The following is a 12,177-nucleotide window of genomic DNA, read 5'->3' as shown; positions in this document are numbered from 1 at the left end:
TGTGCCGACGGTGTCCGTTGATCTGAAGCAAGGCCAAACGTGGGCTTTAAAGGGAGAATAACTGCTACGGAGCATAGCTTACATGAAAATCCTTCTGCTCATCGCTTTGATTATTGTCCTTGGCCTTGCGGCTTTGCTCTGGATATGGCGAAAGCTTGACTGTCGCTCGGACCGCACCGCCATGAATCGCCTGCTGGCAACACAGCCCCGGGCTCCGGAGCGTTTTGATCCGGCGATGGTTGCCAGTCTGCCGGAGCCTGCTCGCCGTTATTTCAGTTACGTTATTGAGCTGGGCACACCCCTGTATACGGTGGCCGATATTGCCATGGAAGGCCGGTTTGGTATGGGCAACAGGGACAAGCCCGATTACCTCAGGATGACTGCCCGGCAGGTTCTGGCCATGCCGACCGGGTTTGTCTGGAAAATGAACGCGGGCAAGGGGCTGATGCGTTTGTCCGGTTCTGATAGCGAGCGCTGGACCCGCTTCTGGCTGATGGGTTTTATTCCGGTTGCGCGGATGGGCAACGATAATGACCATGCGCGGTCGGCATTTGGCCGTTACGTAGCGGAAGCAGTATTCTGGACGCCGGCCGCGGTGTTGCCCGGACCACGAGTCCGCTGGGAACTGGTGGATATAAACACCGCAAGAGTGACGGTGCGCTCCAATGGATTTGAACAGTCGGCGGACATAACAGTTGCTGAAGACGGGCAGCCCAGGCAGGTACGCTTTGACCGCTGGAGCAATGCCAACCCGGACAAGATTCACCGTCTCCAACCTTTTGGCGGTTTTCTGTCCGAATTCAGAACATTCAGTGGGTTCCGGTTGCCAACTCACGTGGAAGCCGGCAATTTCTTTGGCATGGAAGATTACTTTCCCTTCTTTATCGCCAGAGTAACGGATGTGACCTTTCCCAGAAATGACTCCTGACCGCCTTTAACGCACTACAAACACGGACACGTCGCTGTGCTTGACGATGTTGGCGCCATTGGAATGGAGAAGATGGAGCTTGTCTCCAATGCCGGGCGAATGGGACGCCATGACCACCAGGTCTGCCCCTGTGTCCTTAATGGCCTCCAGCAACCGGTCATCCAGTTCGACAGCGGTATCAGCCGTTGAAAGCACTTTGCTGTCGGTCGCAACGCCGTGTGATTTGCCCTGTTCCCGGGCGAACGTGGCGAGCTTTTCGGTGAGCTCTTCGGGATTGTGGGCCGCCGCGGAAGGGGCGGTATTCGTTACCGTGACGTAGCAGAGCGTGGCTTCGTAGTGTTTGGCAATGTCGATCGCGGTGTTAAGGGCTTTCGACATTTTCTCCGTGTGTGCCAGGTCTACCGGCACGAGAATTTTGTGATACATAGCGCTTCTCCCTCTCTCGCTTCTGATGTTTCATTCTGTCCTTGATTAAAGCGTGGCAGTGATTGGAGGATTTTGCCAAAAAGAGAGCGCTATGTTTGATATTCAGGCAATAACCCGATCAGACCAGGTTATACAGAAACACGATGCCGATGCCCGCCGGTGTCACGAACCGGAGCACAAACATGAAGGCCTTGAAGCTGCTGCCTTTCAGGCCGATGTCGGTGACCAGTCCTTCCCGTTTCATGGCCCAGCCGGCGAACAGTGCGATGGCCAGTCCGCCCAGCGGCATCATCAGGTTTGATACCAGGAAGTCGAGTAGGTCGAACACGGTCTTGCCTTCGAAGAAGCTGATAAAACCGAGTGGGTGTACATCGCCCCAGATGTTGAAAGATAACACCGTGCCGATGCCGATAAACCAGATAGCAAGGCCGCCGCCAATGGCACTCTTCACCCGGCTGATGCCTTTGTGTTCCTCCAGCCATTCCACCACCGGTTCCAGCATGGAGATGGCGGAGGTGATGGCGGCTACCAGAAGTAAGGCAAAAAAGAGGGTGCCAAAGACCGCTCCGCCGCTCATTTGGCCGAAGGCCAGGGGCAGGGTAACGAAGATCAGGCCGGGGCCGGCGCCAGGTTCGAGATTGTTGGCAAACACCAGCGGGAAGATTGCCAGGCCGGCCAGAAGCGCAACGCCGGTATCCAGTACGGCGATGGTCATGGCGGTTTTGGCGATGTTCACGCTTTTTGGCAGATAGGAGCCGTAGGCCATCAGAACACCGATGCCAATACTGAGTGTAAAGGCGGCATGGCCAAGGGCGGTGAGCACGCCGGCCGTCGTGAGCTTGCTGAAGTCGGGTGAGAACATGAAGCTGACGGCCTGGCCGAAGCTGCCGCTGGTCATGGCGTAGAACACCATGGCGATGAGCAATATGAACAATAGTGGCATAAGCAGGTTGACGGCTTTCTCAAGACCGGAACGGATACCGCGGCTGACGATGAACACTACGATGGCCATGAACACGGAGTGCCAGAGCAGTAGTTCCCACGGATTGGCCAGGAGGTTGCCAAATTGCCCGCCGATGGCCTCTGCATCGGCACCGGTGAACAGGCCGAGTGCGGCCTTGCCGATGTACACCAGGGCCCAGCCACCGATCACTGCGTAGAAGGAAAGCACCAGGAAGGACGCGATAACGCCGTTCCAGCCGATGGCTTGCCAGCCTCGGGAGGTGCCCTCGGTCCGGGTCAGGGTACGCATGGTTGCGACGGGGCTTTGCCCCCCCTTGCGACCAATCATGGTCTCAGCCACGAGAACGGGCACACCAATAAGAAAGATGCACGCCAGGTAAATAAGCACGAAGGCACCACCGCCATTTTCACCGGTGATGTAGGGGAATTTCCAGATATTGCCGAGCCCTACGGCAGAGCCGGCAGCTGCCAGAGTGAAGGCGAGCTTGGAGGACCAGAGGTTGTTGGCCTGCTGGTGGGGTTGAGTATTCTGACTCATTGGGTTCTCCGAATAGTTGTTTTTGTCGGATCGTCTTTCAGGTTTTGTCCGGTGCTCCGGTGCACCGGACCATCACAGAATGTCGCGTATCGCCTTCGCGACCATGGGAAGGACACGGTCGTTCAGTCCCGCAACGTTGACCCGGCTGCTGTCCAGCAGGTAGATGCCGTTCTCTTCCCGTAACCGGCGAACCTGTTCCGGGGTGATACCCAGAAACGAGAACATGCCTCTTTGCCGGGCAATAAAACTGAAGTCGCCGGCCGGAGCCAGAGCATCCGCGAAGGAATGGCGAAGGTGCAGAATCCGTTTGCACATGCCGTCCAACTCGTCCTGCCACCGGGTACGTAATTCGTCGTCTCCCAGAATGGTTTCCACAATCGCGGCACCGTGGGCCGGGGGCATGGAATAGTGGGAGCGAATAACGCTCAGCAGCTGGCTGGTTGCAGCCGCGTTGATGGTCGCCGTCGCGGAGATCAGCATCAGGGCGCCGGTGCGCTCCCGGTATAGACCGAAGTTCTTGGAGCAGGAAGCGGCCACCAGCATTTCCGGTACCTGGCTGGCCAGATGGCGAAGGCCGGCAGCATCTTGATCAAGCCCGTCACCCAGCCCCTGGTACGCCATGTCCACAAACGGCAGGAGGCCCTTGCGCTGGATCAGGCTGGTAACGGCCCGCCACTGGTCGAAGGTCAGGTCTGCCCCGGAGGGGTTATGGCAACACCCGTGGAGCAGCACCACATCGCCTGAATGCGCACCCTCCAGGACTTCCAACATGGCGTTGAAGTCTACCTGCAAGGTGTCCTGATTCAGGTAGGGATATTCGCGAATGTTCAGGCCAGCGCCACCGAGCAGCGGAAGGTGATTGGCCCAGGTGGGGGTGCTGACCCAGACGGTGGTGTCCGGCTTACACAGCCGAAGGAATTCCGCCGCCATGCGCAGGGCGCCACAGCCCCCCGGGGTCTGGACCACGGAGGTGCGACCGTCCCGGATCAATGCACTTTCGTTCCCGAGGATGAGCCGGCCCATCGCGTCATTAAAGCCTGCGGCCCCGGCCGGGCCCACGTAGCTTTTTGTGGTTTCTCCGTCGAGCAGGCGCCGTTCCGCCTCGTGTACGGCGGCCATGATCGGGGTGTTGCCAGCGTCGTCTTTATAAACGCCGATGCCCAGGTCCACCTTGTCCGGGCGCGGGTCGTCCCGGAAGGTTTGCATCAGTTGCAGAATCGGATCCTGCGGCAGGGGCTTGAGAGCTTCAAACATGGTCTGCCTCCTTATCATCGGCCTGTTGGGTGCGAATCAGTGTCGGGCGACCTGTGTCCAGTGCCTTGATCAGTTGCGACTGTTTCTCCTGAATGGCCTCGGCCGCCTGTTCGCGAACCGGGCCGTAGCCGCGGACGTCTGCCGGCAGTTCCGCCAGTTGCAGGAAGGTGTCGTAGTTGCTCGCGTCCAGCTCACGGGTCAGGCGCGTAATCAGTTGCTGGTAGTTGTCCAGCAGCGCCCGGTCCAGCTTCCGGTCAGAAGAGAAACGGAACGGGTCGAGTGCCGTGCCACGTAGCCCGCGCAATTTGGCAAGAAGCTTGAAGGCCCGGAACATCCAGGGGCCAAACTGGCGCTTCTTTGGCCGCCCCTGAGCATCCGTTCCCCGGCTCATGACGGGTGGCGCCAGGTGGAAGTGAACCTTGAAGTCCCCTTCAAACGTGTCGTTCACTTCCTTCATAAAGTCGGTTTCCGCGAACAGGCGGGCCACTTCGTATTCGTCCTTGTAGGCCATGAAGCGGTAAAGCTGTTCGGCAATGGTATGGGTCAGCAGCAGGTTGGTCTGGCCAAGGCCTTCCTCGGCCTTGCGCACCTGGTTTACCAGATCGGTGTAGCGGTCGGCCCAGCTCTTGCTCTGATAATTGACCAGGTGTTGGTGACGGGTGTCGATCAGTTGGTCCAGGGACGGCTCTGGTTGAACGTCCACGACCTGAGCCTTGCCGGTTTCCAGCAGATCGGTAATGGCGCTCGGGGTGACCGCAGCGACCCGGCCCCAGCCGAAGGCTTCCTTGTTGCGCTCGATAGCAACGCCGTTCAGTTCAATTGCCTTCATTAACGCCGCCTGGGACAGGGGGAGCAAGCCCTTCTGCCATGCAAAGCCCAGCATCATGACGTTGGAGAACACGGTGTCGCCCAGCAGTTTCTCGGCAATGCCGTTGGCATCCAGGCGGGAGAAATGATCGTCGCCTACCGCGTCACGAATCAGATCCAGGCGTTTGTCGGCCTGCATGTCGGCATCGCGGTAGAGCACATAATCCGCTGTCGGCAGTTCGGCCTCATTGGCCACCACACGGGTGTGGTTCGGGCGAATTACGCTCAGGGCTTTCTGGGAAGAGGCCACCACCAGGTCGCAGGCGATGACGGCATCGGCCTGGCCATTACTGATACGGACCTGATGAAGCTTGTTCGGAGACGGTGCCATCCGTACATAGCTGAGTACGGTGCCGCCTTTTTGGGCAAAGCCCATAAAGTCCAGCACTGAAGCACCGCGGGACTCCAGGTGCGCCGCCATGGTGATGAGCTGGCCCACGGTGACTACGCCGGTGCCGCCAACACCGCCAACCAGCAGGTCGTAGGAACCGGTCATGGCGGGCAGGTCAGGCTCTGGAATGTCGGCCAGTTTGCGGGTCAGCACTGAACCGGTGTCCATGCCCCGGGATTTGCGAAGCTGGCCACCCTCAATAGTGACAAAGCTGGGGCAGAAACCGTTAACGCAGGAGAAGTCCTTGTTGCAGGAAGACTGGTCGATCTTGCGTTTCCGGCCCGACTCGGTCTTGCGGGGTACTACGGACAGACAGTTGGACTGCACGGAGCAGTCGCCACAGCCTTCACAGACATGGTGGTTAATAAAGGCGCGCTTGGCCGGATCCGGGAATTGCTTGCGTTTGCGACGACGGCGCTTCTCAGCCGCGCAGGTCTGATCGTAAATCAGGACGGTGCAGCCTGGAATTTCCCGCAACTCCCGCTGGACAGTATCCAGCTCGGTACGGTCGTGGAAGGTGACACCCTTCGGGAACTGGTCCTCATGTCCTTTGTACTTCTCCGGCTCATCGCTCAGCACCACTACCCGGCGGACGCCTTCGGAGGCAACTTGCTGGGCGATCATGGGCACGGTGATCTGGCCGTCCACGGGCTGTCCACCGGTCATGGCGACTGCGTCGTTGAACAGAATCTTGTAGGTGATGTTGATGCCGGCTGCGACTGCCTGGCGGATGGCCATGGAACCCGAGTGGAAATAAGTCCCTTCGCCCAGGTTCTGGAATACGTGGGGGTTGCCGGTGTAGCGACTCTTGCCAATCCAGTTGACCCCTTCACCACCCATCTGGATCAAGGATTCGGTGTTGCGCCCCATCCAGGACGCCATGAAGTGGCAGCCGATGCCGGCCAGTGCCTTGCTGCCTTCCGGCACTTTGGTGGACGTGTTGTGGGGGCAGCCGGAACAGAAATAGGGCAGACGTCTGACGCCGCCCGGATCCTGTGCGTTGGTCATGGTATTGATGATTGCCAGCTGCGCACTGAAGTCGGTACCGAAGAACCTGCCCAGGCGTGCGGCCAGGAAGCCTGCAACCAGCTTCGGGCTGAGCTCGCCCACATACGGCATCAACGGCCGGCCCAATTCGTCCTGTTTGCCGGTAATCAGAACCTCACCTGGCCGGTCCGGCTCAGACATGTATTCCTTGATCTGGCTTTCGATGATGCCGCGTTTTTCTTCGATCACCAGCACCTCTTCCTTGCCGTGAACGAAGTTCAGAATTCCGCGGCGCTCCAATGGCCACACCATGCCGACCTTGTAGATATCCAGGCCCATTTCCCGGGCATCGTCTTCGCTGATACCCAGAAGGTCCAGGGCTTCCAGCAAGTCCAGATGGCCCTTGCCGGTGGTGACAATACCGAAACGCGCCTGTGAGTTGTTGTACAGGCAGCGGTCGATGGGGTTGGCTCGGGCAAATGCCTGGACGGCGGCCAGCTTGTGCTCAATGCGGGTTTCCAACTGGGGGCCGGGCAGGTCCGGCCAGCGGTAATGAAGGCCGCCCTCCGGTGCCGTGAAATCGTCCGGGGTTACATACTCCGGCAGGGGCGGGAGATCGACCGACGCGGCGCTTTCCACCGTCTCGGATATGGCTTTGAAACCAACCCAGCAGCCGCTGTAACGGGACAGGGCATACCCCCAGAGGCCAAACTCCATGTACTCCGCGATGTTGGCCGGATTAATCGTGGGCATGAAAAAGCTCATGAACGCCACATCGGACTGGTGAGGCATGGAGGATGATACGCACCCGTGGTCGTCGCCGGCGACTACGAGAACTCCGCCATGAGGGGAGCTGCCATAAGTGGTGCCATGCTTGAGGGCATCACCGGCGCGGTCTACGCCGGGGCCTTTGCCATACCAGAGGCCGAATACGCCATCTACTTGCTTGTCGTCATCGGTTTCCACTTGCTGGGTGCCCAGCATGATGGTTGCCGCCAGGTCTTCGTTGATTGCCGGTACGAAGTCGATGCTGTTGTCGTCCAGCATTGTCTTGGCCTGCCACAGCGCCTGGTCGTAAGCGCCGAGCGGCGAGCCCCGGTAGCCGCTGACCATGCCGGCGGTGTTCAGGCCCTGTTTGCGATCCAGGGCAGCCTGCATCAGGGGAATGCGGACCAATGCCTGTGTTCCGGTCAGAAATACCCGGCCAGATTCCCGCAGGTAGCGGTCTTCAAGTTTGTAATTGTCGAGTTCGGGGGTATCGGCGGACATGGTGTCCTCCTTTTTGTCGATTTTATAACCAAAAGTTTAGAGGGAAGTCGGCAAAAGGTGCTTGCTTATTGGGTGACGGTTAGAGGTGTTTGCGAAAGATTGTTTGATAAAAGACAATACAAAGAAAGAACCTTTGATAATAATCAGGTGTTACTAAATGAAACAGGTGGAGCTGGACAAACTGGACCGGCGGATTCTTTCGGCCCTGCAACAGGATGGGCGTATCAGTAATCAGCAGCTGGCGGAACAGGTCGGGTTGTCGCCGGCGGCGTGCTGGCGGCGGGTACGAAGCCTTGAGGAAGACGGGGTCATTCAGGGGTACAGTGCCCGTGTGGACCCGGAGCGCATCGGCCAGGGGTTATGTGTTCTGGTCAACCTGTCACTGCAGAGGCACAACATTGACAGCACGGCCGAGATTGAACGGCAGGTCAGCAGTTACCCGGAGGTACTTCAGTGTTTTGCGGTTACGGGAAACGCAGATTTCGTGTTGCGGGTCATTGTGCCGGACATGGCCAGTTATGACCGGTTTCTGAACGAAAAGATCTTCACTTTGCAGGGGATTGCCCAGGTGAATTCGAACTTTGCGTTGCGGGAGATAAAGAACACCGAGATCATACCGGTGGAAGGATTGGAGTGAGGCTGCAGAAATAAAAAAAGGCAGCCGAAGCTGCCTTTTTGCGGTTATTGCTTAATCCGTTAAGGATTAAAGAGCAACAACGTTCTCCGCCTGAGGACCTTTCTGGCCCTGAGTCACGGTGAACTCGACTTCTTGGCCTTCGGCCAGAGTCTTGAAACCACCGCCTTGAATGGCGCTGTAGTGAACAAATACGTCCGGGCCGCCTTCACGAGTGATAAAACCAAAACCTTTTGCTTCGTTGAAGAACTTAACGTTGCCGGTAACTGTAGACATAATATAACTTTCCTGAAATCAATCTTTTAATGTGCCGTCAGACTATCGTCGTGATAACTGATCAGCGGTATGCGGGAAACAAAAAACTTGCGGGATCAAAAACAGGACGGGCTACTAGTTACAACTCAGAGACGTCTTATTCATGAAATGCTTTGCTAAATCTTTCCAACGAGAGTGACTGTACCCCAGAAAGTTGAAAATGCAAAGGGATTTCTTATAAGCAGAAACCCGTGCTGGCAGTTTCTGAAGGTATGCGTACAGATGACATGCATTGTAGGCTTGGCCTATACCGGCCAGCCTGAGCTCATCCACTGCCTTCCTGTGCAGCAAAAGGGGCATGTTCGTTTTTATTGTAAATGTACCGTTACTTTAGAGAGATCCGGTTCTTTACGCAAAGTATGCAGCCGGGGGTGACGGACATGGCCTGGTCGGGATAGCGGCGTTCGCCTTGAACACGTTTCAAGGGCAATCGGATCAAGGCGACGTTACGTTGACAAGATTCGCGCCTTTGTCCAGCCGGTAGGTCTCGAAATCTCTGGCGAGGTAAAGGTTGCCGCGGTAGATCCCTCTTGCTTCCGACTCCACTTCGCCTATATGTGGATAGGCATTGGGGTTGAACTGATAGCGTGAGCTGAAATGAGTGAGCACCAGGTTTGGCACCTGCATGGATTCGGCAAAGCGCGCCACGTTTGCGGCTGAGCTGTGTTGGGGCCAGGGGCCGACGCGGTCTGCGATTTCCTGCGTGTAGGTGGCCTCGTGTATCAGCACCTGAGCATCCTTGCAGGCTTCTTCAAGCAGCTCCGGCTTGTCGTTGTCGCCGCCAATCACCAGTTTGCGGGGTGAGCGGGTGATGGTTGTGTAGTCATCGCTGCGTAGCAGGGTTCCATTTTCAAGGACCACATCGACCCCCTGTTGCAGTTTGCCCCATGCCGGGCCCGCCTCTATTCCATCGGCGAGAAGTTTATCCTGGCGCAACTGGCGCTCAAGATTTGTCTCTTCAAATGAAAACGCCCGGCACGACACTCGGTGGGACAGGGCGGTTGCGGTTACCTTGAATGCGTTGTCCTCCCAGGCGAAATCTTCAGCTTCTGAATCGATAAACTTCAGTTCGAAGCTCAGGCTGGAGTCAGTGTTACCGAGTGCAGCCTCGACGAACGTTCGTACCGGTCTTGGTGCAATAAGGAATAGCGGCTCGCTGCGGCCATTCATGGAGGCACTGGTTAAAAGCCCGGGCAGCCCGAAGGTGTGGTCACCGTGAACATGGGTAATAAATATCGCCTGTAACTGCATCACCGAGTATCGCGTGCGCAGCAGCTGTTGCTGAGTGCCCTCGCCGCAGTCAATCAGGTACCAGTGTTTGGGTTTGCCATGCTGCAAAGCCAGGCCGGTGACGTTCCTGGCTTTGGTGGGTGTGCCAGCAGATGTGCCCAGAAAGGTGAGTTCCATAACGGTCTCGTTTTGCCTGAATTGTTCCGTTTCCTCTTTTATCATATCTTGCGGCCCGGTAATGCCTGCTATCTTAAGGCAAAGTGAAACCGATCAGTGGAGCAGAGTATGTGGGAGTTGATTGAGTCCGGGTTGCGAGCATGGCTATACCCCGGCCTGTCCGCATTGCTCTCTGTGGTGCTGACCTACTTCGTTTTCCGTCTGGCCCTGGGTACGGTCCGTCGGCTAACCCGTCGCAAAGCAATTCCCCGGCTGTTTCTCGATGCCTCGGCCCGGGCTCTTGGCGTTTTTATTTGTTTGCTGGTGCTGAACGGGGTGCTGGAGGCAGCGCCGCCCAGTCTGCCGTTCCTCCGGGAGCTCCAGCACACTGCGACATTGCTTCTGATTTTGTCCGTTACCTGGGCTGCAGTCCGCTGTACCTCGGCAATCGGCGAGGTTATTGTCACCCTCAACCCCGTTCTGGAGGGCGAGTGGAAGCGCGCCCGCAAAGTGGAAACCCAGACCCGTTTCCTGGTCCGCGGGCTGAATATTCTGATCGTGATACTCGGTCTTGGTTCTGCCCTGATGACTTTCGAATCGGTCCGCCATGTGGGCGGTAGTCTGTTGGCTTCAGCGGGTGTCGGCGGCATTATTCTGGGCTTTGCGGCAAGGCCGGTGCTGGGTAACCTCCTGGCCGGTATGCAAATTGCTCTTACCCAACCGTTCCGGATTGATGACGTTCTGCATGTGCAGGGCGAGTGGTGCTGGGTAGAAGAGGTCACCGCCACCTATGTAGTGCTCAGGGTCTGGGATCTCCGCCGTTTAATTGTGCCGCTGCAGTGGTTTATCGAGAATCCGTTCCAGAACTGGTCCAGAAATAACGCAGACCTGTTGGGGACAGTGTTTATCCGCTTGGACTACGCCATGCCGATTCAACCTCTTCGAGACGAGTTTGCGAGACTTCTACGGCAGTCAACCCAGTGGGACGGCAAGACCGAAACGGTTCAGGTCACGGATTCGGATGACCGTACCATTCAGGTCCGTTTTCTGATGAGTGCGCCGGACTCCAGTCTGGCCTGGGATCTCCGTTGCGCCATCAGGGAAGGCCTGATCAGTTTTTTACAGGAGCATTATCCGGATTATCTGCCACGAATTCGCGCCCGGTTGGTGGATGGGAACGAAGCCGACGAGTTGTTGGCTCCGTCACAGTGATGGGGGCTGCAAGCCGAAAGTGCGACTTTCGATTTGATGGTGCTGGATTGTCGGCTGGCAATCGCTTTATAGTTCCTCAATGAAACAGACACTGCCGGTTTCGGCTGATGAATTTATTGATCTTTTACTGGATGCTGTCTGTCTTGTGGACCGCGATAGCCGGTTTTTGTTTGTCAGCGAGGCTGGTGAGCGCATTTTTGGCTATCGTCCTGACGAAATGGTGGGGCGTTTCGTTCTTGAGTTTGTTCACCCGGACGACCGGGACAAAACAGTTGGGGCCATAGGCGAACTTCTGAGTGGCGAGGAAAAGCCCCTCTTCGAGAACCGCTACCTGAGAAAGGACGGTGCGGTCGCTCATATTATGTGGTCTGCCCGCTGGTCCGAGAAAGATCAGGTGCGGGTTGCCGTCGCGCGGGATATTACCCAGCAGAAACACGCGGAATCTCTACAGAAAGATTTGTATGCGCGGCTTGAGTATATGGCCCACCATGATCCGCTAACCAACGTGCCGAATCGGGCGCTGCTGCTTGATCGTTTCGGAATTGCGCTGGCCAGAGCTCAACGCGCCACCACCCGGCTGGCTGTTCTGTATCTTGATCTGAACAACTTCAAACAGATTAACGACAGCTATGGGCATGCTGTAGGCGATGAACTGCTGATCCGGGTTGCCAAGCGCTTGCAGAGGTGTGTCAGAGAATCCGATACCGTGAGCCGAGTGGGTGGCGATGAATTTGTGGTGGTGGTTGATGGAACCGTCACTGGTGATGATGTTGACGCCGTTAGGCAAAAAATCGTTTTGAGCCTGGCTCGGCCTTTCAAGCTGGATGGTGGGATAACACTGACTTGCAGCCCGAGTATTGGTGTTGCCGTCTACCCGGACGATGGTGTGGATTATGAAACTCTCATCCATCACGCTGATAGCAGTATGTATGTATCCAAGCGCGAGCGCACCGGGTTGACCCGGTGAGCGGTATCGCCGGATTGCAGTGCCCTTTCGGATCCGGCGC

10 protein-coding genes are annotated in these 12,177 nt (G+C 57.1%); 4 read left to right on the top strand and 6 right to left on the bottom strand.

Annotated features, from left to right (window positions below; genetic code table 11):
- Positions 1-82 precede the first annotated feature (82 nt).
- Entirely contained in the window at positions 83-928 is an 846-nt protein-coding gene (locus tag BKP64_RS09850) for a DUF6544 family protein (RefSeq protein WP_070969188.1), read from the top strand.
- 6 nt (positions 929-934) lie between these two features.
- On the opposite strand, the gene BKP64_RS09845 is transcribed toward BKP64_RS09850, so the two are convergent.
- From BKP64_RS09845 to BKP64_RS09830, 4 genes are all read right to left on the bottom strand, one after another.
- On the bottom strand, positions 935-1,354 hold the full coding sequence (locus tag BKP64_RS09845) for a universal stress protein (RefSeq protein WP_070969185.1): 420 nt from the start codon (positions 1,352-1,354) through the stop codon (positions 935-937).
- Positions 1,355-1,472: 118 nt separating this feature from the next.
- On the bottom strand, positions 1,473-2,855 hold the full coding sequence (locus tag BKP64_RS09840; RefSeq protein WP_070969182.1) for a sodium-dependent transporter: 1,383 nt from the start codon (positions 2,853-2,855) through the stop codon (positions 1,473-1,475).
- 72 nt (positions 2,856-2,927) lie between these two features.
- On the bottom strand, positions 2,928-4,109 hold the full coding sequence (locus BKP64_RS09835; protein ID WP_070969180.1) for an amino acid aminotransferase: 1,182 nt from the start codon (positions 4,107-4,109) through the stop codon (positions 2,928-2,930).
- The gene (locus BKP64_RS09830; protein WP_070969177.1) at positions 4,102-7,623 is read right to left on the bottom strand and encodes an indolepyruvate ferredoxin oxidoreductase family protein; all 3,522 of its coding nucleotides are present in this window, start codon (positions 7,621-7,623) and stop codon (positions 4,102-4,104) included. The genes BKP64_RS09835 and BKP64_RS09830 overlap by 8 nt, the downstream gene beginning before the upstream one ends.
- 157 nt (positions 7,624-7,780) lie before the next feature.
- Between BKP64_RS09830 and BKP64_RS09825 the strand changes: the two genes are divergently transcribed.
- Entirely contained in the window at positions 7,781-8,260 is a 480-nt protein-coding gene (locus BKP64_RS09825) for an Lrp/AsnC family transcriptional regulator (protein WP_070969174.1), read from the top strand.
- A 66-nt stretch (positions 8,261-8,326) separates the two neighbouring features.
- Here the strand turns inward: BKP64_RS09825 and BKP64_RS09820 are convergent, their stop codons facing one another.
- Positions 8,327-8,533, bottom strand: a complete 207-nt coding sequence (locus BKP64_RS09820; RefSeq protein ID WP_036130097.1) for a cold-shock protein — start codon at positions 8,531-8,533, stop codon at positions 8,327-8,329.
- Between the two features lie 474 nt (positions 8,534-9,007).
- A complete protein-coding gene (locus tag BKP64_RS09815; protein WP_070973636.1) occupies positions 9,008-9,979 on the bottom strand; it encodes a ribonuclease Z in 972 nt (323 codons plus the stop codon).
- Positions 9,980-10,087: 108 nt separating this feature from the next.
- Here BKP64_RS09815 and BKP64_RS09810 point away from each other — a divergent pair, with 108 nt between their 5' ends.
- Complete coding sequence (locus BKP64_RS09810; RefSeq protein WP_070969171.1) at positions 10,088-11,170, top strand: mechanosensitive ion channel family protein; 1,083 nt, start codon at positions 10,088-10,090, stop codon at positions 11,168-11,170.
- A 79-nt stretch (positions 11,171-11,249) separates the two neighbouring features.
- The gene (locus BKP64_RS09805) at positions 11,250-12,137 is read left to right on the top strand and encodes a diguanylate cyclase (RefSeq protein WP_070969169.1); all 888 of its coding nucleotides are present in this window, start codon (positions 11,250-11,252) and stop codon (positions 12,135-12,137) included.
- The last annotated feature ends 40 nt before the right edge of the window (positions 12,138-12,177 follow it).

It is taken from the genome of Marinobacter salinus (genome assembly GCF_001854125.1).
Lineage (GTDB): Bacteria > Pseudomonadota > Gammaproteobacteria > Pseudomonadales > Oleiphilaceae > Marinobacter > Marinobacter salinus.
This window is presented reverse-complemented; position numbering and strand designations above follow the sequence as displayed.

Bases quoted from the DNA above. Each gene is read 5' to 3' on its own strand.
- BKP64_RS09850 (WP_070969188.1), top strand. From the start codon at position 83: ATGAAAATCCTTCTGCTCATCGCTTTGATTATTGTCCTTGGCCTTGCG.
- BKP64_RS09845 (WP_070969185.1), bottom strand. From the start codon at position 1,354: ATGTATCACAAAATTCTCGTGCCGGTAGACCTGGCACACACGGAGAAA.
- BKP64_RS09840 (WP_070969182.1), bottom strand. From the start codon at position 2,855: ATGAGTCAGAATACTCAACCCCACCAGCAGGCCAACAACCTCTGGTCC.
- BKP64_RS09835 (WP_070969180.1), bottom strand. From the start codon at position 4,109: ATGTTTGAAGCTCTCAAGCCCCTGCCGCAGGATCCGATTCTGCAACTG.
- BKP64_RS09830 (WP_070969177.1), bottom strand. From the start codon at position 7,623: ATGTCCGCCGATACCCCCGAACTCGACAATTACAAACTTGAAGACCGC.
- BKP64_RS09825 (WP_070969174.1), top strand. From the start codon at position 7,781: ATGAAACAGGTGGAGCTGGACAAACTGGACCGGCGGATTCTTTCGGCC.
- BKP64_RS09820 (WP_036130097.1), bottom strand. From the start codon at position 8,533: ATGTCTACAGTTACCGGCAACGTTAAGTTCTTCAACGAAGCAAAAGGT.
- BKP64_RS09815 (WP_070973636.1), bottom strand. From the start codon at position 9,979: ATGGAACTCACCTTTCTGGGCACATCTGCTGGCACACCCACCAAAGCC.
- BKP64_RS09810 (WP_070969171.1), top strand. From the start codon at position 10,088: ATGTGGGAGTTGATTGAGTCCGGGTTGCGAGCATGGCTATACCCCGGC.
- BKP64_RS09805 (WP_070969169.1), top strand. From the start codon at position 11,250: ATGAAACAGACACTGCCGGTTTCGGCTGATGAATTTATTGATCTTTTA.